Here is a 21,065-nt window from a genome sequence, read left to right as displayed (position 1 = left end):
GAACGGATTTTCATCCGTTCCCTTCTGAGTCTTGCTTACGTTTAACCTAAGATTAATTTTGTCAGATCCGTCGGTTCAACAATTTCGCCGTCTTTATAAACGCGCATATTGCCAGAGGCGATTTCATCAATCAGAATGACTTCGCCATTATAATAACCGAACTCAAATTTGATGTCATACAGATCCAGTCCCTTTTCCGCCAGCGCCTCTTTAACGATGCCGGAAATCTTCTGCGTCATCGCCTTCATCTGTGCGTACTGATCCAGCGTCATAACGCCGATTGCATCCAATCCGTCCGGTGTAATCAGCGGATCGCCCAGATCATCATCTTTCAGTGTCGTTTCCACATAAGCGTTCAGCGGTGTTCCGCTTTCCATGTAGGCTCCGTAACGGCGGATAAAGCTTCCGACTGCACGGTAGCGGCAGATAACTTCCAAGCCTTTGCCGAATACTTTCGCCGGCAGCACTTCCATCGTCGCGTTGTCGATATCCGCGCTGACGTAATGCGTCTTCACGCCTGCTTTTTTAAGAATCTCGAAGAAATAAACCGATACTTTCAGATTTTCGCGGCCGATGCCTTCAATCTGCAGTCCGACGGTGTTGGCACCTGGATCGAATACGCCGTCTGTGCCGGTGCAGTCGTCCTTGAATTTCAGCTGGTAATTACCGTTGTCTAACGCATAAACATCTTTTGTCTTGCCCGTGTAAACTTTATTCATACCTTTTCCTCCATATAATGCAGAACTAGTTTAGCACAGTTAGCGCCATTCGGCACAAAAAATTACCGCAATCTGCCAGATTTTTCAATTCCTTTCCGGCATTTCTCCTGGCATGGAAAAAAGAAAGCGATTTCGGATTTCAATATCCGCTCACATAGAAGAATCAAGGGATTCATCATGAGATCCCGGACGGAACCGGGGATCCTGGTAAAAGGCCGCCAACAGGAACACCGCCATCAGAATCCAGGCGATCGGTTCAGTATAACACACCCCCAGATACCCCAGGCTGGGTGTCAGCAGCAGCGTCGCCAGGATCTTCACGACCATCTCAATACAGCTGGAAAAAATCGGAGCCTGGCTTTTTCCCAACCCCTGCAGCGCATTGCGGTAGATAAATAAAACTGACAGCGCATAGAAGAAAAACACGTTGATTTTAAAATACTGCCGGGCCGTAGCGATGACCTGAATTTCCTTCGCGTCCACCACCAGCGCCAGGATCAAGTCGATCCCCCAGAAGGAAATCAGGATGCAGAACGTCGACCACACAAAACTGATCGCTGTGCAGCAATGCAGTCCTTTACGAATCCGGTCGAGCTTCCCCGCTCCCAGATTCTGTGAAACATACGTCGTCGCGGTAACGCCGATGCTGATGAGCGGCTGCATGAACATTTCGATCACCTTGCGGGAAGCGGTATGGCCGGCAATGATCACCGATCCCAGCTTGTTGACGGCGCTTTGCAGAATGACCGAACCGATGGATACAATCGAGTTCATCAACCCCATTGAAATTCCCAGCGACAGCTGTGCTTTCAGCATCTCCTTATCCCAGTGAAAATCCTCTTTTCCCGGAATCAGAAAGCTCGTCTTTTCTTTAATATAGAGGACGCAGAGCACAACGGACAGCGCCTGGGAAATCAACGTCGCAATCGCCGCGCCGCCGACGCCCATCCGCAGGGTCTTTAAAAACACATAGTCCAACACAATGTTAGTCAGCGAGGCCAGAATCAGAAAATACAGCGGTGTCCGGCTGTCGCCGTAGGAACGTAAGATACTGGCGGCCATGTTGTACATCATCGTGATGATCAGCCCGCCGTATATAATAAAGATATACTCCACCGACATCCCCATAATTTCTTCCGGCGTCCCCAGCATCTTCAGCACCGGGATTCCGGTCAGCAGGGCAGCGAGCGTAATACCCAGGACAAAGATCAGCCCCAGCATCAGCGTGCCGGCCACCGCTTTTCTGACTTTATCCATCTCGCCCGCGCCGACATACTGCGCGATCGGAATCGCAAAGCCCTGCGCCAATCCGATATTCAAGCCCAGCACCAGTCCGGAAACGGAAGCCGTAGCACCCATTGCCGCCAAGGCGTCCACCCCCAGAATTCTGCCGACCATCATCGTATCAGCCATATTATAAAATTGCTGGAAGACATTGCCTAACAAAACCGGCATCGCAAACATCAGGATCAGTTTCAGCGGACTGCCTTCCGTCATTCGATTATGCATTTTTTTCCCCCTCTCGATTTACGAAATCCAGAACATTATAGCCTACCTGATCAGCGCCCACAAGCTTTTTCTGAGCGTCGCAGAAACTTAATTAATTTGAACAGAGCATCCTGCGGCACAAAATGAAAACTGCCGGATTTTCGGCAGCTCCTGTGAAGTCATACGACATCTCTTTTCCGTTTTGGTCAGGCTGTTCAGTCAAATCCCATTCATTTTTCACTGAACACTCTGTAACTTTTTAATGCAGAATCCAATACAACAACGCAATCAATAAAATCGCTAATTTAAACATTCATCATCACCTTTCTGTTAGTTTGTGTCATTTTCACTTAAGAATACGGAAAAAGAAGTCGATTCCAGGCTTCTCTTTAGTCTATTCCATTCATTAGAATTCGGTTCGTGAATTCGTCCTGCATGGCCGGGCGGAATTCCTCATTCAGACCACTGTCAAAACAGCAGTCTTCTCTCTATCCATAAAATAACGGAAAAAAGCGCCGCTGTCAAAGGCAGCTCCCGATAAGAAAACATCGTGAGGAAAGAGAGAACGGTATAGCTTCGGCTGTACCGTTTTCTCATTTTTCCATTGATGCCGTGACTTTTGACATTTCCAAGGCTCCGATGCCCTTGTAGTAAATGTCGATCTCCTGCGTCCGATTCTTGCCCTTCGGGTCGCTGGCCGCATGGACGATGATTTTCTCCACGAACTCATGGAGGATGCAGGGCGTGAGCTCCGGGATATCCGTGTACCTCTCCACAACGGAGAGAAAACGATCAATATCCGCCGATTTGCTTTCCTCAAGCTCCACTTCTTTCCGAAGGGAACTCGCCAGCACCTTGAGCTCCTGTTCTTCCTTCTCATAGTCCGCAGAGAGTTTCTGAAAGCGTTCATCGGAGAGCTTGCCCGAAATGTTGTCCTCATAGAGCCGCTTGAAGATAGCATCCAGCTCTGTGATCCGCTTCTCGGAATCGACAAGCTGCCGTTTCCGCTTTGCAAGATCCCGGTCACGCTGCCGCAGGTCACTGTCCATGACCAGCCTCACAAACTCGTCCTTACTGCGGGAGGCGAAGGAAACGATCTCCCGCAGGTTTTCCAGAATCAATTCCTCCAAGATCACCGTGCGGATGGAATGGGTCTGACCGCAGAAGTCACGGCTCTTTCGGTAGCCGGCGCACAGGTAGTATTCCTGCTCGCGCCGGAAGTTGGTGGCTCTGCATTGATACATGACAGATCCGCAGTCCGCGCAGAACATCATGCCGGAGAACATCCCCATTTCTCCCATTTTTGTAGGACGACGGCGCGTCTGCCTTGCTGCTCTCGCGGCATCTGCGATTGCCTCCGTCCAGATCGGGTCATGGGTGTTCTCAAAGATCATCCACTCACTTTCCGGATTATGGATGACCTTTTTGCTCTTGTAGGACTTCTTCCTCGTCTTGAAATTGACCGTGTGCCCCAGGTACTCCCGCCAGCGGTCCATGATATCCGCTACGGTGGAGGCATCCCATGCGTAGGGTAAGCCCCGCTTGATATTGCTTGCTTTCCGGCCCTTGCTGGCATAATAGGCGGCCGGGGTCAATATCCTTCGCTCTGTCAGCTTCCTTGCAATCTGGGACGGTCCGAAACCGTCCATCACATATAGGCCGATCTCATAGACCACCGTTGCGGCTTCCTCGTCCCTGACCCACAGCTTTTTGTTGTCAGGAGACTTCATGTAGCCATAGGGCGGCAGGGTCGTCAGATGCTCGCCGGCGTTGCCCTTGACCTTCATCACAGCACGGATCTTCTTGCTGGTGTCCTTCGCATACCACTCATTGATGATGTTCCGAAAAGGAGTGAACTCATTATCACCCTGGGTGCTGTCCACGCCATCGTTGACAGCAATAAAGTGAATGTCATGCTCAGGGAACATGATCTCGGTATACATGCCCACTTGCAGATAATCACGGCCCAGGCGTGACATATCCTTGATAATGACCCGCTTGACAAGGCCGGCTTCGATATCCGCAATCATTTGCTGGAAACCAGGTCGGTTGAACGTCGTACCCGAAATGCCGTCATCAATATAAAAGCGATAGTTTTTGTAGCCGTGGTCAAGTGCGTAGCGTTGAAGGATCTTTTTTTGGTTGATGATACTGTTGCTGTCGCCCTGCAATTCATCGTCGCGTGACAAACGGCAGTACAAAGCGGTAACAGCTTCGACGCTCATAGCGTTGTAAGGGAATTGAAGCGCGGCAGCGGTGTTTGACTGATGATACATAGTAACCTCCCATCCGGCAGTCAAACACGGTTTTGAAGTCACCTTCATTATACCGCGTCTTTTTGTCCCTGTCTGCCTGTTTAGGAGAATTAAGTTGTCGCTTCTTTCTGAACGTCCGCTTTCATCAGACGTTCCAGCTTCACGGCAATACTCTCGTCGCTCTTTTCCCGAAAGAAGGAATTGACGATAAAGGTCGTGTTGCCGATCTGTTTTTCGCTCCGCTTCGGCGGGGCGTATTTCTTTTCAGATGAAGCGGTCGTTTGCATAGTTAGCCCCTTTCTAATCGTCTGAAAACAAATCATGTTTTGATAGCTTACAAAGAACAGCAGAAACGGACGGCTGAATGGCTTTTCAGCTCCACGGGAATCCCACCCCCGCGCGGTTCTCGCGCGGCCCTGCTCATTGCCTGCGACGCCTCACCGCCTGAATACGGCTGCACGCCCGGACTGTGACTGCAAGGGAGTATCGCCCCGTCTGTGCATCGTGGCCCGCGGGCTGCCTTGCCCGCTTTGCGGCCTGGTGGATATCGCTCGCCTCGTTGAAGGGTCATGGCGCACCGGCCGTATAGCTCCGCACAGACGGGAATGTATCCGTCTGCTCTATGCTGCACCGGGATTTGCCGGGCTTTCTTTGTCAAGGAGCAGGGTCAAGGTCAGATTGAACGCGCAAAGCGGAAAGGGGGACGCTTTGCATTTTGCGTTAATCTGCCTTGAAGTTAAGGACAGCCCGCATGAGCTTTGCTTGCAGCCGCTCCCGCAAGTCCTCATCTATGCCCCAATAGGTATTGCCGCTTTCGTCGCGGATTTTCTGCATAGACAGGTGGGCTATGTAGCTTTGGTAATGCTGCAAGACAAGTTTCATAGCGTCGGGGTCGCCCTTCGTCGCGGCTAAAATGACCGGGTAAGGTAATAAGCCGCGTTCATCGGAATTGTTGCTAATCGTTCCATTCATCGGCTCGTTCCTCCAAATATCGTTTCAGCAGTTCAAAAGAGCTTGTGCGCCGATACTGTACTGTGCTGCGGGGGATCTTCATCGCTTCCGCAATTTCAACGTCGGTCATGTTGAAAAAGTAGTACAGCAATACGGCTTGTCTTTTTTCGTCCGGCAGGGTGTGCAGAGCTTCGGCAAGCAGTTTTGCAGTAATCTTCAAGCCTCCTGCGCAAAAGGCTTCTTCGTTGCCGTCTTGAAAATACTTGTCAACGGTGTAAAGCTGCCTTTCTTCCTGCGGGGTCAGGTCTGAAAAGATCACTTCGCGGAGTTGCCTACGCTTTCGATCTCGGCAAGCGTCAATCAGTTCGTTTCGTAAAGCGCGTTTGCAGTACGCATTAAACTCACATCTCGTTTGCCATTCCAGCCGATTAGGGTAATCCATGTTCTCACCCCCTTTCGTCCCGGGGGCGGGTTAGTATTTATCCCCTTTCGGCAGCCCTCCACGGCGAAGCCGTGAATATGCCAACCGAAAAAGAAAACTTTTTCAAAAAAACTTTTGGAGAAGCAAAATGCGCCCGACTGCAAAATGCAACCGGGCGCAAGGGATTTGTCAGCAGTATTTAGATGTATTGACAGTTCATACTCATGGGCGAAATATCCCGACGGTGGGTAAAGGCTTTTTTTGAGCGTAGGCTATTTGGCGGGGTAGTACAAACAAAAATGAACATGACGATACCTCCTTGATACCGCCATATCCTTAAAAATGGGCGACTTTAATACACCCTCCGTATATCCATTTTTCTAAAAGGAAAACGGCGGCTTTGATTGTTATTTCAAAACCGCCGCTTAAACTGTAACCTCAATTAGCTGACAGCAACGGTTTATAAGCTGTAATCTGTCAGCAATCGTATAGGCAGAATGTAGTTGTCAAAGAAAAGAGCCGATAACCGCAAACTAAAATCTGCGTGTTATCGGCTCTGCGTCTTTGCGTCTGGCTCTTTGATAACTGACATATTTAATTGTTTTACATTGATTAGCGTTTCCTGTTTACACTTTGGGCAAAATAGCGGGAAGTTTTCAAGCACCGTATCGCTTCGTATCTTAATCCGCGTTTTGTTATTACAGATCGGACACAATATAAAATCTGTTTGTTTCATTGTTTTAATTTCAAAATTACAGTTGCTTTTTGTTAAATATAGGTATACTTACGGCAAAGCATATCAAACTTGCAACCACTGTAATTAAAATAACTACGATGTATGTTTTTGCTTCTGCAACACCGTAAATCAAAGAGTTTCCGTTGGCTAATAAGGTCGGCAAATATTTACTTATTTTAGGAAGCAAGCCGAGCAGATAAGACGCAAGGACAACGCTACCCGTTCCGACAAGCACACCTGTGTTTGAATTTGCAATCGTAGAGAATAAGATCATCAACGAAATTACACACACACCGAACAGCCACCAACATACCACAGAAAGGATAAGGTTTTGTGCTACCGAATTATCCCAGAAATATGCGTTATATCCGTATGTGACCCCAAAGCACAGCCAATAGCCAACCGTCCAAAGAACAGTAAGCACAACAGTTTTAGAAACAACGACCTTAAAGCGTTCAAGCCCTTTGGTTAAAGACAGAACCAACGTGCCCGATTGATATTCCTTGGTGAAGATGCTACTTTGAAGCAAAACAAAGACAATCAATCCAAGTGGCATATTCTTAAAGAATTGCACCCAAGAATCCATTGCGCTTACAGTTACAGGCGTTACAGTCATACCGCTTTCCGCAAGGGAATCTGCCAATATCTCAAGCAGCCAAGGTGTTATTTTTGCCACAGCCGGATTCATAACGCCGAGAAGAACAAACAGTATGCCGAGAAGCATCAATCTGCCCGAGCGAAACTGTTCCATTGTTTCTTTTTTTATAAAGGCAAGCAAGGATTTCATTTCTTAACCACCTCCATAAACAAAGACTCCAACGTTGGCTCTGCTCGTTCCAATTTCAAAAGTGCGATATGCCTATCCGCTATAAAGCGCAGTATATCAAATACGGTGTAATCGCCTTCGCAAAAAACAAGTTGATTTCTGCCGATTTGTTGCATATTAGGAAAAGTTTGTTGAAGAATAAGCATACCTGTATCATTTCCCGTTTCCAACTGATATTCTTCACTGCGGTATCTCGTTTTAATGTCGGAAAGTTTTCCTTGAACACCTACCACGCCGCTATTAAGAAAGGCCACGTCGGTACAAATGCGCTCTACGTCTGAAAGGATATGCGTGGAAAACAACACCGTCGTCTGTTCTCTGATAGCCAAAAGAATATCCAATATTTCTTTTCTTCCCACGGGATCAAGCGCAGAAGTGGGTTCATCACAGATTAACAGCTTTGGTCTATTTAAGAGAGCCTGTGCAATACCCAAACGCTGTTTCATACCTCTTGAAAAACCTTTATGTGGTGAGTTTCATTCCCAAGTCCAACTAACTCCAATAGTTCCTTACAACGCTCTTCATTCTCTGTTCGCTTCATTCCTATAATTTCGCCGCAAAAGTGAAGATATTCTGCCGCCGTCATAAATGGATAAAACTCCGGTACGTCGGGCAGATAACCTATATAACGATTAGTTGTTGTTTGTCCGTAAACCACTTTTTCACCGTTTACTATAATCTCACCTGCATCCGCTTTTAAGAGTCCGAGTACCATTTTCATCGTCGTTGTTTTGCCTGCGCCGTTTTTACCTATAAATCCGAATATGCTATGTTCTGGTACAGATAAATTCAGCCCATTCAAAACCTTTTTATCACTAAAACGCTTATACAGATCGGAGATGTATAACATATCCATTACGCATCCTCCTTTCCGAACAGAAAGTAAAGGATCGGCCCAACAAAGTTCATCAGTACAATGGTGATGATAAGCCACAAAGTACGATTTCCACGCTTATAGGTGTTATGGGTCAAAATGTGATGCAATGTATAACCCAACAGTGCAAATTCCGCAATTACAAGCGGAATCAAAAACGGAAGAAATTCCATAACCCTATCCATTTTTCTTTTCCTCCTTTCCGTAAGTTTCTACACAGAAGCCGTGATATCCACAACAAGTACAGGTCAGCTTTCGGAGTGTCGGTGTATGTCTTGCCCAAAATGCTTCCTTAAAATTTGGTTTGAATACTTCATGGCACCGTGGACAGATATACGCAACTCGCTTGAAATAAAAGTTGGATACCCAGATTCCATACGGAATCGCTAATAAAGCCCAAACAATGATAGGCCACCATATTCCTGTAGCTATCCACATAATAATTGATGTCCACTGAATTATGCCGATAGGAATACCCGAAATTAACAAAATGGCATGAAGCTGATTCATTTTCTTTTTGTTTCCCATCGCATATGCTATATCGCCGATAGATTCAACAGAGAAATTCTCCATGCTCTTTAGCTCTCGTCTGATGCCGTCGATCATTTCCAGCTTCGCTTTGCGCTCCCTGACTTCTTCTTGCAGAAGCTGCTCTTGCTGTTCAAGTAAAACAGAAATAACACTGCCCGGATTATCTTCTGAAAGTAGTTCACCAATGCTGTTAATTGAGATTCCTGCATCACGAAGAAAGCAAATGATCTTCATTCGCTTCAAATCCTGCTCAGAGTATAGCCGACGTCCACCCTCTGACAATTCGCTGGGAATGAGAATATTTCTGGAATCATAATACTGTACCGTTCGGACAGATACGCCACAGAGCTTTGCAATTTCTCCTGTTGTGTACTTTGACATAGCTTTCACCTCCTTACACTGCCTATTTTACATCATTACGCAGCGTCACAAGCAATACCTCACGCAAGGGGATTTTTCAAATATTCTCGATTTTTTGTTGAGTTTTAACTATAAATTCTATGTTGGTTTCTTTATGATGTAGCATTTTTAGGTCGATTTTCGATTTTCTTTTCGCCGCTCGTCAACGGGCTTCTCTGTGTCTTTGGGAATAAGCCACATATAGCCGATTTTTGAAACGCCGGGTATGCGGTTTTCCTCGCATAGCTTCTGTACGCGCCGCTCTGATATGCTCCATTTCTTTGCCGCTTGCGGACAAGACATATATTCCATGTTTCATACACCCTTTCACATAATTCTACAAGTATAATTATATACGGACAGCCGAACAAAAATCAAGGGACTATCTGTGAATTATATGCTTTATTTTGGCCAAGTCTATGATATGTGTGCTCATATCGAAATCGAAAGGTGAACAGTAAAATGTAGTAGGGTGAAATGAGATGAAAAGAGAAGTCGCAAGATTTGATTTTAAGGCTTTCGGTCAAGCCATAAAAGCAGCAAGAAAGGCAAAGGGCATATCACGCAATCAGTTAGCGGATAAGATGAACATCGCTCCCCGCTATATCGCGTCCATTGAGAATAGCGGACAGCACCCAAGCCTGCAAATCTTTTATGAGCTTGTTACGCTTTTAGATGTTTCGGTAGACCAATTCTTTTTCCCAGACAAGGAAACAGATAAGTCCACACAACGGCGGCAGCTTGAAACATTGCTTGACAGCATGGACAACAAGGATTTGACAGTTATCACTGCCACAGCGAAAGCAATACAGGAAGTCAAAAATGAAACTGCGGGGGAATAAAATCCCCCGTTTTTTCGTGAAATACAGCCATTGGGAACACCGCAAATTGCGGTGTTTTTTCTTTTCTGCGTTAGGTTTTGGCATTTCCTCATTTTTACCGTGGAAGAAAGCAAACAGAAGAATAGCAAGCACAGCAAGCGAGTACCCGCTTGCGGATTTTGCGCTGTTCAGGTCCCTTGCCCGAACAGTCAAAATTGCTTGCTGGGATATCCCAGACCCTCATGAGAAACGGAGGCGGCGCATGGCGAACCGAAAGCGGAACATTCAGATGAAGTTCTATGTGACGGAGGAGGAAAAACGGCTCATAGATGAAAAGATGGCGCAGCTCCCCACACGGCGGTACGGCGCGTATCTGCGGAAGATGGCGATAGACGGGTATATCATCCAGCTTGACACCACGGATATCAAGCGGATGAACGCCGCTCTGTCTGCCATCGGCCGGAACATCAACCAGATCGCCAAGCGGGTCAACGCCGGAGGCTGCGCGTACAAAGCGGATATGCGGGAGATACAGGAGAGGCTGGATGAGATATGGCAGTTACAAAGACGCATCCTATCAAGTCAACGCTGAAAGCGGCCATTGATTATATCTGCAACCCGGAAAAGACAGACGGAAAGCTGCTTGTTTCTTCCTATGGCTGCGCCGCCGAGACCGCAGATATCGAATTTGCCTGGACCCGCCGCCACGCCATCGACAAGGGGACGAACCTGGGCCGCCACCTGATCCAAGCCTTTCAGCCTGGGGAGGTCACGCCGGAACAGGCCCATGAGATCGGCATGGAGCTGGCAAGGGAGATCCTGAGCGGCAGGTATGAGTTTGTCCTGACCACCCACATAGACCGTGACCATGTGCATAACCACCTGATTTTCAACGCCGTCAGCTTTGCGGATCATAAGCACTACCATTCCAACAAGCGCAGCTATCACTTCATCCGCCGTACCAGCGACCGGATCTGCAAGGAACACGGCCTGTCCGTCATCGTTCCCGGCCAGGACAGGGGCAAAAGCTATATTGAGCATCAGGCGGAGCGGACCGGCACCAGCTATAAGGCGAAGCTGCGCGCCGCCATCGACCGGCTGCTGCCCGGCTGCCATGATTTGGAGGAGCTGCTGGTGCGGTTGCAGCGGGAGGGCTACGAGCTCAAGCGGGGCAAGTACATTTCCGCCAGAGCGCCGGGACAGGAGCGGTTCACAAGGCTAAAGACCCTGGGCGCAGACTACACCGAGGACGCCCTGACCGCACGGCTGGCCGGACGCGCCAGACCCTCCCGCCAGCCAAAACAGCGCGAAGGCAGGGTCAGCCTGCTCATAGATATCCAGAACAACATCAAGGCCCAGCAGAGCGCGGGCTACCGCCATTGGGCAACTATCGAGAATCTGAAACGCATCGCCGAGACCAGCAACTTCTTGACGGAGCGCGGCATCGGCAGCATGGAGGAGCTGACGGAGCGCTGCGAGGCGGCCGCCGCCTCCGTCCAGCGGCTGAAAGCGGAGCTGCGGGAGACCGGGGTGCGGATCGAGGAGCTGACGCTGAAAATGAAGCACGTCGCCGCCTACCGTCAGCTCAAGCCCATCTATGACCGCTATCAGGCATCGAAGGACAAGGAGAAGTTCCTGCGGGGCTATGAGAGGGAGATCATTCTCTTTGAGGCCGCCGCCAGGGAGTGTAAGCGTCTGGGCGCGGTTCCGCTGCCTGCCACAGAGCGGATGCAGGCGGAAATGGACGCGCTCACCGCCCGGAGGGCGGCGCTGACCGCCGAGCGTCAGAAGGCGCGGCGGGAGGAGCAGGACTACGCCGCCGTGCGCCGGAACGTGGAGGAGTTCCTGTCCCCGCCCCGGCAGGCGCCGCCACGGCAGAAGGATATGGAGCTGGAATGACCCCTGGGACAAACTTTTTGCCGCGATCTGCGTTTTCCCCTGGGCTTTTGTCAAAACGTCAGATATAATGAAGGTACAAACGATTTTGAAGGAGGCGAACCCCATGACAAGAGGCGAGGCCTTAAAAGATTTTTTCCGCAAGACCATCCTGCCGGTGGCGTCGGCCGCGCTGCTGTACTGCATCTTCCGCTCCGCCTGCGTAAAGAACGGGGAGTTGGATTATCTCTGGCTCTGGATCCTCTGCGGGCTGCCGTTTGGGGTCTGGCGGCTGCGGCTCTGGATCATACCGGGCGGCGGCTCCCTGGGAACGGGGATCGCCCTGTTTGCTCTGAACTTCGTCTTTGCCGGCCTTATCGGCGGCTGCGTCCTTGTCTGGCGGCTGCTGGTGGCGGCATGGTATGTGCCGCTGACGCTGTACCGCCTGCTGACGGCAGGCTGCGAGTGTATCATCACCGAGGATTAGGCTCGCGCTATGGAAATGTGGAAAACGGCCGCTTTGCCGATGGAAAAGCCATTCGCCGCCTGATGGAAAAGGACAGGCCTTTCCCACAGGACGGCAAACCGCTTTCCCACAGCGCCGCCCGGCTTGGCCGTTTGCCCACAGTCCCACAGCGCCTACGACTGCTGCTGCCGCAAAAATCGCGTTCCCTGATAGAAAAAATCATCATTTCATGGTAGAATGGGGATAGCCCATCGAAGGAGGAAAAAGCCCATGGACGAAAATAACTCCATCCAGCTTTTTGAAGATAGAAAGATCCGCACCGTCTGGGACGAGGAAAAGGAAGAATGGTACTTCTCCGTGGTGGATGTGGTGGCGGTGCTGTCGGACAGCGCCAATCCCACGGATTATCTCAAAAAAATGCGCAAGCGGGACGAACAGCTCGCAAGCTACCTGGGGACAAATTGTCCCCAGGTAGAAATGACCGGCTCTACAGGCAAAAAGCGAAAGGTGCTTGCCGCCAATACGGAACAGATCCTGCGCATCATCCAATCTATCCCCTCGCCGAAGGCAGAACCCTTCCGGCTCTGGCTCGCCGCCGTAGGTCGGGAGCGCATCGAGGAGACCATCGACCCGGAACAGGCCATCGACCGGGCGCTGGAGACCTACCAGAAGAAGGGCTATGATGCCGACTGGATCCACCAGCGCATCCTCTCTATCCGCGTCCGCAACGAGCTCACCGCCGAATGGCAGGCGCGGGGCGTGGAGCAGGGCCGGGAATACGCCATCCTCACCGACGAGATCACAAAGGCCTGGTCCGGCATGACCACCCGGCAATACAAAAACCTGAAAGGTCTCAAAAAGGAAAACCTCCGGGACAACATGAGCACATTGGAGATCGTGCTGAACATGCTGGCCGAAACCACGACCACGGAGCTTTCCAAGGCCCACCGGCCGGAGGGCTTTGAGGAAAGCCGGATCGTCGCCCGGCGCGGCGGCAAGGTGGCGGGAGACGCGCGGCGCGCCATCGAAGCGGACACCGGGCGGCCCGCCGTCACAGCGGAGAACGCCGCCCAGCTCAACGCCGTGGTGACGGATGTGATCCAGGGCGTGGCGGAAGCGGACAAGCCCAACGAGGACGAGAAATAAGCAAAAAAAGAAGCGGGGACGCAGCCAACGGATATACCGAAGGCCGCGTCCCCGCTTTTGCTATGGGCGCATATCGGAAAGTGTAAAAAACGTCTGTTTTCTCGCCGCAGGAGCGCGGAGAAAGGCGCGGATGGGAAATCATAAGGGCATGGTCTGAAAACGCCGCCACGGAGGACTATTTTGCCCGTTTCCCACCCTTATCCACGCCTTTTTTCACACGCTGGGACTGGAAGTGTGGGCAGTCCAACACCACCGCCCGGAAGCTCTGCTTGCAGGGATGGACACAGCCCTTACAGAGCCGGTTGTACTGCCGCCTGCCGTTCTCCCCCAGGAAGAAGGCCCATTCCAGCCGCCACTTCACGCCCCGGCTCATCGTTCCCCCAGCTCCGGGGGCTTCTTCTCCGGGGCAGGCCTGGGCTGCTGCTTCGCGCACTCCTGCTTTGCCGCCGCCAGCCGTTCCCGGATGGAGGGCTTTTTCTCCGGCTGCGTCCGCTCCGCGTGCTCCCTGGCCTTCTCCAGCTCCTCGCCCCGTCTGCCGTTGTTGATAACGCCGTCGATCATGCCGTAGTCGTCCTCCAGCGTCATTTCCGCCGTGCGGAGGGGATTGTCCTTTTCCGGCGCATCAGCTCTGACCGCATACGCCTGGGTCCCATTTGCCATAATGAGATATTTTCCATCCTCAGAGGCGTGATGAAAACCGTATCCGTCCGCCTCCATCTGCTCCCTTGTCATGCCGCAGAGATAGAAGCTGCCCCTGGGTGTCTGGATGCGCTCGGTGATCTCGCGGCTTTTCTGTGCCGGCTGCAAAAACTCCGGCACTTCGGAAAAACCAGCGCGGTCGCAGTAATGGGCGGTATCCTTCCCGCCCTGATGCAGCACCACGATATCCGATACCGACAGAGAGTGCCCCGTGAAGTCGGCCGGGCGATCCACATTGAACCGGGTATAAATGCTTTCAAGGTTGTCCTTTTCCGTCATCGGTGCCTCATAGACCAGCTCATAGTTTTCCGGCTTCACGGAAAGGCCGTTGCGGTGGATGCTGTCCAGCGGCTCGAAACGATAATCCAGCGTTTCATTGCCGCCCTTGAGCTGGTAGATGGAGAAGCTGCCCACCGGCTCGCCCTGCGCCGCCCGCGCCTGCTCCACGATAGCAGCGGGGGTCTGCGCATAGGCGGCCGCCTCCGCCGCGTACTCCCGTTCCGCTTTTTCCGCGGCGGCCAGCATTTCATCCACACGGGATCTGTTCGGATCCTCCAAGGCCGCCTTGACCTCCGCTGGGTCAAAATCCAGAAACTCCTCGTAGCCCGTGGCATCCTTGAACTTTTCGATCTCGGAAGGAAGATAGTCCTCCTGCGTCTGGCCCAGCGCCGCCAGCTTTTCCTCTAAAGCGGAAATACGCCCCGCCATCAGATTTTCGTAAATCGCTTCCTTTGCGGCGTGCGCCTCCGGGTGCTCCGCCGCGTACTGCGGATCGTTCTGCCGGAAAAACTCGTCCAAGTCAAAGGCGATATCCATGGCCCACTCGGATTTTTCTTCTTCGGGAAGATCGTCCTGAAAGGTCATCACCCGGTATTCGTCGGGGATGCTGCCGCGCTCGCCATCGTAATACTCGCAGAAGCGGTCCCCCGTATCCCGCACATAGCCCTGATCCGTAAAGCTGCCGTTTTCGTCCATCGCCACATCCCGGCCGTAGGCCTCATAGTCGATGTAGTTTTGCAGATGCTCCGGTACCTGCATGGCGTCCAGTTCCTCGATGTAATACCGTCCCAGATCGTCATAATCCTCAATATTGGGGTAAATCTCATAGCAGTCCAGATTTTCCGTCAGGTTGATGATCTCCTGCAGGCTGCCGCAATGGTCGCCCATTTCCATACCGGCCTGAAACTGCGCGTATTCGCTGTCGCTCATTTCATCCAGCTTCGACGCCAGATAATTCAGCTCGTCCAGATTTTCGTATTCGCCCAGCTTGTCATAGAGACCGTCCACATAGCAGTCATAGTCCGTGATGAACCATTCCTCATAGGGATTGCCGAAATCGTCCTTCTGGCCGATGCCGATGCGCTTGAATACCTCCTTCATTTCTTCGGCGGTGGTGGGAAACTTCACCCACTCGCCCACAAGCTCGCCCTCGTTATATTTGCCCAGATTGGTGATAAAGGCGGCAAAGGGATAATCCTTGTTGTAACTGTAATCCGGCATATACGTTCCTCCTTCAGCTTCGCTTATTTTTTGGAAATTCCAGCTTGAAATTGATGTACTTACCGCCCGTGTCGTTCAGGATCACCGCAGCGTCATAAGCAGCCTGTTTCTTTTCAGACCACATTCCCTTGACATTGGTACGGCCCTTTTTCAGCAGTTCCGCCGCCATCTTCTTTGTCAGCTCCTTCTTACGGCTCGTCCAGAAGCGGTCATTTTTCCAGAGGACGAAACCGCAGGACCGATCCGAACAGGCAAAGTTCTTCTTCCCCTCATAGACCGGCTGGCCGCAGCGGGGGCAGGTGCCGATCACTTCCTTCTCCGGGGCAAACAGCTTTTTGCCGTCCTCGGAAATACAGGAATAGATGGACACGATCTCCTGAACCATCGTGCGGATACCGTCCATGAAGGTATCCGGGTCAGCGCCGCCCTTTGCGATCTCCGTCAATTTCTGTTCCCATTCCGCCGTCAGCATGGGAGAGGTCAGCGGCTCCGGCAGGACCGTGACAAGGTTGATACCGGCTTTTGTGGGGATCAGGCTCTTGCCCTTGCGTTCCACAAATCCGGCAGCCACCAGCTTTTCGATGATAGCCGCCCTGGTGGCGGGCGTGCCCAGTCCTTTTCGCTCTGCCTCGTCGGGGATATCGTCCTTGCCCGCATTCTCCATAGCGGACAGGAGGGTATCTTCGGTGTAGGGCTTCGGGGGCTGGGTGAAATGCTCGGTGACGGAAACCTCCGCGCCGTCAAAGGTCTGCCCTTCGGTGAAGTCCGGCAGCGTGCCGCCGTCCCCGTCCGCAGGCTTTTCTTTCAGGGAGACGCGGAAAATACGGTCGATCTCCCGCCATCCTTCGGAGAGGACGCGCTTGCCCTTTGCGGTGAAGGTATGGCCGCCGCAGTTGAAAGTTGCCGTGACCGCCTCATACGCATAGGGCTCCGCCGATGCGCACAGCAGACGGCAGCAGACCAGAAGAAGCAGCTCACGCTCGCCCAGGGGCAGGGCGGAGATATCCGCTTTCTCAATCTCCAAGGTGGGAATGATGGCGTGGTGGTCGGATACATCCCTATCGGAGATCATGGCCTCCACCAGCGGGAAGAAGTTTGTGCAGCCATCAAAGGGCGGCAGCTTTGCCGCCAGATGGATCACACAGGAGGCCGTTTCCGCCATATCGGAGGTCAGATACCGGCTGTCCGTGCGGGGGTAGGTCAGCAGCTTTTTTTCGTAGAGGCTCTGGGCGTAGTCCAGGGTCTGCTTCGCCGTGTAGCCAAGCAGCCGGTTTGCCTCACGCTGCAAGGTGGTGAGGTCATAGAGCTTCGGAGGCGGTTCCTTCTTCTGCTCACAGGTGACGGAGGTGCAGGTGACGGCAGCGCCCTTGCACATGGCCGCCGCCTGCTCCGCCTCCGCCGGATCGGTGAACCTCTCCGACACCGCCTCCGCGCCGGCCAGGGTCAGGCGTATATGATGATACTTCTCCTTCTGGAACAGTGCGATCTTCGCGTCCCGCTCCGCCAGCATTGCCAGCGTGGGCGTCTGAACGCGGCCCACATTCAGGGTACGGTGGTAGAGAACGGAGAAAAGGCGTGTGGCGTTGATCCCCACCAGCCAATCCGCCTTTTGCCTGCAAAGGGCAGACTGATAGAGGCTGTCATATTCCGCGCCGGGGCGCAGCTCGGAAAAGCCCTCCCGGATGGCGCTGTCCTCCATGGACGAGATCCACAGGCGCAGCACCGGCTTGCGGCAGCCGGACAGTTCATACACCAGACGGAAGATCAGCTCACCTTCACGTCCAGCGTCGCAGGCGTTGACGATCTCCGTTACGTCCTCCCGCGCCATGAGGCGCTTCACATTGTCCAAAGCCGCCTCCTTGCCGGGGATGGGGGCGTAGCGGAAGGGCTCCGGCAGGATGGGCAGATCCTCATACCGCCATTTTTTGAAGCGTTCGTCATAGCCGCCCGCGTCCAGCGGGGATACCAGGTGTCCCACGCACCAGGAAACGATCAGGCCGCTGCCCTCATAAAAGCCATCGGCCCTGGATGAAGCACCCAGGGCCGACGCGATGGATTTTGCCACACTCGGTTTTTCTGTGATAATCAGCTTACTCATGCTCCGCCTCCGTTTCAGCCTCCGCAGGCTCGTCCTCGTTGATATACTCCTCGTCGGGGAAATCGTACTCGTCGGGATCGGCGCTGACCTTCACGCTGCTGCGGTTCGGCTTGATGAACTTCACATAAGCGAAGGCACCGCCGCCTGCCAGCGCCAGCAGCGCCACCATGGCCAACAGGCCGCTGCCGCTCTTTTTCTCCGGCTGCTCCGGTTCCGGCTCCGGCTCCCTGACCTTCTCCCTGCCCACGCACTCGGAGAGGTTGGTCTTGCAGACAGGGCAGGATGTATCCACCGCGCCGGCCGCACATTTTTCCTTACAGGTACACACCGGGACGGCGGGCGTCTCCTCGTCCATCAGGGCCAGCAGGTCGCGCTCGTCTACCTGGTTGAGAAAGTGGACGGTGTTCTCGCCGTCCTCCGCCCGGTCGATGATAATGTAGAAATAGTTGCCGTTCTTTGTGACCACGGTGATGAACTGCTTATCCCCGGCGCTTTCACCGGCGATATCGTCCACCAGGGTCATGTTGCCCTCCGGGGTCAGGGGCTGGGGCTCATAGCCGCCCGTGGTTTCCTCCCCGGTGTAGTAGGGCTCGCCGTCCCCGCCGCCGGCGAAGGCCACGGTGGAGGTAGCTGCCATGCAGAAAAGCGCCAGGAACACGGCGGCGAAACGGCGAAAAGCTCTGTTACGCTTCATCTTCCGCACCCTCACTTTCCTCCGTCTCCATCAGCCCGTCCGGCAGAGAGATCATGCCGCTGGCGTAGGCGCGCAGGAAGGCGGTCAGCTCCCTGTTGTCCATACGGACAGCCTTCACCATGCGGACGATCTCCAGGTTCTCCTCCTCCGTGAGCTGGGCTTCCAGCGCGCGGAGGCGCTTCTGCTGCTCCGCGATCTTTTCCCTCGTTTTCTCAATATCCTTGCGGATCTTCTCAGTCGTTGCCATGATTGCATTGCTCCTTTCCAAATCGTTCTTTCCATGAATAATTGCGCCCAAGCCCCCGAACGGTTTTCAGGTTGGCCCGTGCGTTATCCTCCAATGCCAGCGCGCGCCGGAACAGATCCGGGTAATGCTCCCGCAAATCAACGATCTCCTCCGCTTTCATACTGGGGCAGAAAAAGCAGGAGGACTTTCCCGGCTGCGGCAGGCCCGCAGCCTCGATTGCCCGGACACACGCCTCCCGATCCCAGCCCCATTCCATCAGGGGATACCTCTTGCTGTACTTCGGGTCCGCCAGATCCCGCAGAAGGACCTTATCGCTGCGGTAGTGCTCGCCGGCGTCATAGCCGATAAACTTGACCACCTTTTTCCCACTGTTCCAAACCTCACGGCACGGAGGATAGTTGTTGCAGAACTTTTCCTGCGGTCCGATCTTGTGTTTAAGAGAACACCGCTTGAAGCCGTAGGCGATAGAGGGCAGCGTGCCGCTTTTCAGACATTCATCCTCCAAGGTCAGCCGCCTGCCGTCCTTCGTGGTCTTATAGACCCGTGTGATCTTCGGCATACCGTGTTCCTCCAGCCAGCGATCCATGATATCCAGATAGGCGTAGGTATGGGGATGCTCACCGCCCGTATCCGCAAACAGGATCAGGTCAACAGGGATACGGTGCTGGTGCAGCCCAACAAGAAGGGCGGTGCTGTTCGCACCGCCGCCATAGGAAACAATATTGATATGCTCACCTCATCTCAAAGCCTTTTCGTATCGGTATTTCATTTGTGCCGGATACAGCGGTTCGGGCGGGCGGCGCCTGCCGGTCCACTCCCGTCCGCCCGCCAGCCCCGCGCATTGCCAGCCGGAGGCACGGAGGCTGACGCCGCTCTCCGTGTCCAGAATGTAGGTGACGATCCTATGGTAGCCCAGGACCTTCGCCGCCCGCGCCGCCGCGCCATAGAGGAAGCTGCAAGCGTTTTTCGTTCCGTCCGTGCAGAGGCGGTTGACCTCCAGGGTCAGCCCATCGTCCAGGTATCGGCTCACCGGCCGCCCCACGATGGCGACGCCCGCCAGCCGGTCATTCGCCATGCAGCCCACGGAAAACTTATGCCCTCGCACCGGCTTATGGTGGCGGTGGTGCTCTGCGACAAACCTGTTTGCGTCGGCAAGAGACATCGGTTTTACAGTCAGCATCGCTCCACTCCATCAGTTGTACGGCGGTCTGCCGTAGGCATAAAGGTGGGACTGCCAGTAATTTGTGTTGAGACTGGTGTACTGGATGGGGTCGCCGCAGTGCAGGAGCATCCCGTCCCCCACATAAAAGCCCACATGGCTGACCCCCGGCGTGTCGTAGGTGCCCACGAAGAACACCAGATCCCCCGGCTGCGGCTCGGATACCGGCGTGGAAATGTTGTAGAGGCCCTGCGCCCCCAGCCGCCCGGTATTGCACAGGCCGCTGCTGGTCAGGACATAGCTGACAAAGCCGCTGCAATCAAAGGAGGTCTGGGGACTGCTGCCGCCCCACACATAAGGAAAGCCCAGATACTTCTCCGCCTCTGTAATCAGCGTGGCAAAGCGCTCGTCGGACAGGTACTCCGCCGGGATCTCGTACTTGGCGGGCGGGTTGGTCACATACTTGGGAACATAGCCGGAGGACGGGAACAGGTCGGGGCGGTTGCCCAGGGTGGACATATACACGGCGTACATGGAAAGCGTCTCCTGATCCATCATGTAGACCGGCAGATGAGAGAGGTCGAAGTTTTCCAGCCTCACGGTGCAGATATAATAATCGTAATAGACCCGGTAGCTCTCCGTATGGGTGTTGCCCTCCTCGTCCGTCCAGGTATCCGTCTCAATGTAGTACCGCCGTTCCACCTCCACCGTCTCGGTGAGAATGTATTGCCGGTCAAACAGCATTTGAAGGTCGCCCTGCACCTGATCTATGGTAAACTGCCCCTCATGGAGCGCCGACAGGATGGACAGCAGCACATAGGGATCGTGCTCGATCTCGTCCAGATCGTAGTGATACTCGTCATAGTCGTGGGTCTGCTCATAGGTGTCCAGATACCGCCGCAGCTCGTCCTCTTTGGCACAGTAGGCAGCCTCCGCCGCCAGCAGGTCAGCATCCTCGGAGAGATAGGAGGAGGCCACAATGTTGGACACGCCTCCTCCGAACATGGAGGAGCAGGATTGCAGCAGGCCCAACAGCAGCACCAGAACAAGGCCGATCCCGCCGATGATAAGGAACACCTTCTTGTGCCGGGCTATGAACTCGCCGGCCTTCTTCGCTGCCTCAGCGCCCTTCTTTGCGCTCTTGGCTGCCGTCTGCGCCG

The 21,065-nt window shown here is 53.3% G+C and carries 26 protein-coding genes; 5 read left to right on the top strand and 21 right to left on the bottom strand.

Going from position 1 to position 21,065, the window contains the following annotated elements:
• Positions 1-41: 41 nt before the first annotated feature.
• The 13 genes from HOLDEFILI_RS04955 to HOLDEFILI_RS04910 form a co-directional block, all read right to left on the bottom strand.
• A complete protein-coding gene (locus HOLDEFILI_RS04955; RefSeq protein WP_006058390.1) occupies positions 42-719 on the bottom strand; it encodes a phosphoribosylaminoimidazolesuccinocarboxamide synthase in 678 nt (225 codons plus the stop codon).
• A 150-nt stretch (positions 720-869) separates the two neighbouring features.
• A complete protein-coding gene (locus HOLDEFILI_RS04950) occupies positions 870-2,228 on the bottom strand; it encodes an MATE family efflux transporter (RefSeq protein WP_039863931.1) in 1,359 nt (452 codons plus the stop codon).
• Positions 2,229-2,800: 572 nt separating this feature from the next.
• Positions 2,801-4,483 carry a recombinase family protein gene (locus tag HOLDEFILI_RS04945; RefSeq protein ID WP_039863929.1) on the bottom strand — a complete coding sequence of 561 codons (1,683 nt, stop codon included), beginning with the start codon at positions 4,481-4,483 and terminating at the stop codon, positions 2,801-2,803.
• An 89-nt stretch (positions 4,484-4,572) separates the two neighbouring features.
• The gene (locus tag HOLDEFILI_RS18800; RefSeq protein WP_158555392.1) at positions 4,573-4,749 is read right to left on the bottom strand and encodes a transposon-encoded TnpW family protein; all 177 of its coding nucleotides are present in this window, start codon (positions 4,747-4,749) and stop codon (positions 4,573-4,575) included.
• A 433-nt stretch (positions 4,750-5,182) separates the two neighbouring features.
• Positions 5,183-5,434, bottom strand: coding sequence for a helix-turn-helix domain-containing protein (locus HOLDEFILI_RS04940; RefSeq protein WP_006058385.1), 252 nt, complete (start codon positions 5,432-5,434; stop codon positions 5,183-5,185).
• Entirely contained in the window at positions 5,418-5,855 is a 438-nt protein-coding gene (locus tag HOLDEFILI_RS04935) for an RNA polymerase sigma factor (RefSeq protein WP_006058384.1), read from the bottom strand. The genes HOLDEFILI_RS04940 and HOLDEFILI_RS04935 overlap by 17 nt, the downstream gene beginning before the upstream one ends.
• Positions 5,856-6,381: 526 nt before the next feature.
• Entirely contained in the window at positions 6,382-6,570 is a 189-nt protein-coding gene (locus HOLDEFILI_RS18795) for a cysteine-rich KTR domain-containing protein (RefSeq protein ID WP_006058383.1), read from the bottom strand.
• A gap of 16 nt (positions 6,571-6,586) precedes the next feature.
• Positions 6,587-7,357: an ABC transporter permease subunit gene (locus tag HOLDEFILI_RS04930; RefSeq protein ID WP_006058382.1), complete on the bottom strand. Its 771-nt coding sequence runs from the start codon at positions 7,355-7,357 to the stop codon at positions 6,587-6,589.
• The gene (locus tag HOLDEFILI_RS20210) at positions 7,354-7,842 is read right to left on the bottom strand and encodes an ATP-binding protein DrrA1-3 family domain-containing protein (RefSeq protein ID WP_006058381.1); all 489 of its coding nucleotides are present in this window, start codon (positions 7,840-7,842) and stop codon (positions 7,354-7,356) included. Before HOLDEFILI_RS20210 ends, HOLDEFILI_RS04930 begins: the two co-directional genes overlap by 4 nt.
• Positions 7,839-8,252, bottom strand: coding sequence for an ATP-binding cassette domain-containing protein (locus tag HOLDEFILI_RS20205; protein ID WP_006058380.1), 414 nt, complete (start codon positions 8,250-8,252; stop codon positions 7,839-7,841). The genes HOLDEFILI_RS20210 and HOLDEFILI_RS20205 overlap by 4 nt, the downstream gene beginning before the upstream one ends.
• Positions 8,252-8,455, bottom strand: coding sequence for a PLDc N-terminal domain-containing protein (locus tag HOLDEFILI_RS04920; RefSeq protein WP_006058379.1), 204 nt, complete (start codon positions 8,453-8,455; stop codon positions 8,252-8,254). The genes HOLDEFILI_RS20205 and HOLDEFILI_RS04920 overlap by 1 nt, the downstream gene beginning before the upstream one ends.
• Positions 8,448-9,182, bottom strand: a complete 735-nt coding sequence (locus HOLDEFILI_RS04915; RefSeq protein ID WP_006058378.1) for a MerR family transcriptional regulator — start codon at positions 9,180-9,182, stop codon at positions 8,448-8,450. Before HOLDEFILI_RS04915 ends, HOLDEFILI_RS04920 begins: the two co-directional genes overlap by 8 nt.
• Before the next feature lie 147 nt (positions 9,183-9,329).
• The gene (locus HOLDEFILI_RS04910; RefSeq protein ID WP_006058377.1) at positions 9,330-9,512 is read right to left on the bottom strand and encodes a MerR family transcriptional regulator; all 183 of its coding nucleotides are present in this window, start codon (positions 9,510-9,512) and stop codon (positions 9,330-9,332) included.
• 170 nt (positions 9,513-9,682) lie between these two features.
• Between HOLDEFILI_RS04910 and HOLDEFILI_RS04905 the strand changes: the two genes are divergently transcribed.
• The 5 genes from HOLDEFILI_RS04905 to HOLDEFILI_RS04885 all read left to right on the top strand — a co-directional run bounded on the left by HOLDEFILI_RS04905 (position 9,683) and on the right by HOLDEFILI_RS04885 (position 13,508).
• The gene (locus HOLDEFILI_RS04905; RefSeq protein ID WP_006058376.1) at positions 9,683-10,042 is read left to right on the top strand and encodes a helix-turn-helix transcriptional regulator; all 360 of its coding nucleotides are present in this window, start codon (positions 9,683-9,685) and stop codon (positions 10,040-10,042) included.
• The gene (locus HOLDEFILI_RS20490; protein ID WP_006058375.1) at positions 10,023-10,613 is read left to right on the top strand and encodes a MobC family plasmid mobilization relaxosome protein; all 591 of its coding nucleotides are present in this window, start codon (positions 10,023-10,025) and stop codon (positions 10,611-10,613) included. Before HOLDEFILI_RS04905 ends, HOLDEFILI_RS20490 begins: the two co-directional genes overlap by 20 nt.
• Positions 10,574-11,920, top strand: a complete 1,347-nt coding sequence (locus HOLDEFILI_RS04895; RefSeq protein WP_039863928.1) for a relaxase/mobilization nuclease domain-containing protein — start codon at positions 10,574-10,576, stop codon at positions 11,918-11,920. The genes HOLDEFILI_RS20490 and HOLDEFILI_RS04895 overlap by 40 nt, the downstream gene beginning before the upstream one ends.
• A 103-nt stretch (positions 11,921-12,023) precedes the next feature.
• Positions 12,024-12,383, top strand: coding sequence for a DUF6050 family protein (locus HOLDEFILI_RS04890; protein WP_039863926.1), 360 nt, complete (start codon positions 12,024-12,026; stop codon positions 12,381-12,383).
• Positions 12,384-12,632: 249 nt separating this feature from the next.
• On the top strand, positions 12,633-13,508 hold the full coding sequence (locus HOLDEFILI_RS04885; protein WP_039863925.1) for a BRO-N domain-containing protein: 876 nt from the start codon (positions 12,633-12,635) through the stop codon (positions 13,506-13,508).
• Between the two features lie 175 nt (positions 13,509-13,683).
• On the opposite strand, the gene HOLDEFILI_RS04880 is transcribed toward HOLDEFILI_RS04885, so the two are convergent.
• The 8 genes from HOLDEFILI_RS04880 to HOLDEFILI_RS04845 all read right to left on the bottom strand — a co-directional run.
• On the bottom strand, positions 13,684-13,881 hold the full coding sequence (locus HOLDEFILI_RS04880; protein WP_006058369.1) for a hypothetical protein: 198 nt from the start codon (positions 13,879-13,881) through the stop codon (positions 13,684-13,686).
• Positions 13,878-15,707 carry an antirestriction protein ArdA gene (locus HOLDEFILI_RS04875; RefSeq protein ID WP_006058368.1) on the bottom strand — a complete coding sequence of 610 codons (1,830 nt, stop codon included), beginning with the start codon at positions 15,705-15,707 and terminating at the stop codon, positions 13,878-13,880. The genes HOLDEFILI_RS04880 and HOLDEFILI_RS04875 overlap by 4 nt, the downstream gene beginning before the upstream one ends.
• A gap of 13 nt (positions 15,708-15,720) precedes the next feature.
• On the bottom strand, positions 15,721-17,805 hold the full coding sequence (locus tag HOLDEFILI_RS04870) for a type IA DNA topoisomerase (protein WP_006058367.1): 2,085 nt from the start codon (positions 17,803-17,805) through the stop codon (positions 15,721-15,723).
• Positions 17,798-18,499 carry a DUF4366 domain-containing protein gene (locus HOLDEFILI_RS04865; protein ID WP_006058366.1) on the bottom strand — a complete coding sequence of 234 codons (702 nt, stop codon included), beginning with the start codon at positions 18,497-18,499 and terminating at the stop codon, positions 17,798-17,800. Before HOLDEFILI_RS04865 ends, HOLDEFILI_RS04870 begins: the two co-directional genes overlap by 8 nt.
• On the bottom strand, positions 18,489-18,746 hold the full coding sequence (locus HOLDEFILI_RS04860; protein ID WP_006058365.1) for a DUF4315 family protein: 258 nt from the start codon (positions 18,744-18,746) through the stop codon (positions 18,489-18,491). The genes HOLDEFILI_RS04865 and HOLDEFILI_RS04860 overlap by 11 nt, the downstream gene beginning before the upstream one ends.
• The gene (locus tag HOLDEFILI_RS04855; protein WP_244264305.1) at positions 18,733-19,305 is read right to left on the bottom strand and encodes a phosphoadenosine phosphosulfate reductase; all 573 of its coding nucleotides are present in this window, start codon (positions 19,303-19,305) and stop codon (positions 18,733-18,735) included. The genes HOLDEFILI_RS04860 and HOLDEFILI_RS04855 overlap by 14 nt, the downstream gene beginning before the upstream one ends.
• A 177-nt stretch (positions 19,306-19,482) precedes the next feature.
• The gene (locus HOLDEFILI_RS04850) at positions 19,483-19,926 is read right to left on the bottom strand and encodes an XF1762 family protein (protein WP_006058363.1); all 444 of its coding nucleotides are present in this window, start codon (positions 19,924-19,926) and stop codon (positions 19,483-19,485) included.
• Positions 19,927-19,938: 12 nt separating this feature from the next.
• On the bottom strand, positions 19,939-21,065 hold a 1,127-nt coding region (locus HOLDEFILI_RS04845), incomplete at its 5' end, for a C40 family peptidase (RefSeq protein ID WP_006058362.1).

This window comes from Holdemania filiformis DSM 12042 (genome assembly GCF_000157995.1).
In the GTDB taxonomy this organism is placed as follows: domain Bacteria; phylum Bacillota_I; class Bacilli_A; order Erysipelotrichales; family Erysipelotrichaceae; genus Holdemania; species Holdemania filiformis.
This window is presented reverse-complemented; position numbering and strand designations above follow the sequence as displayed.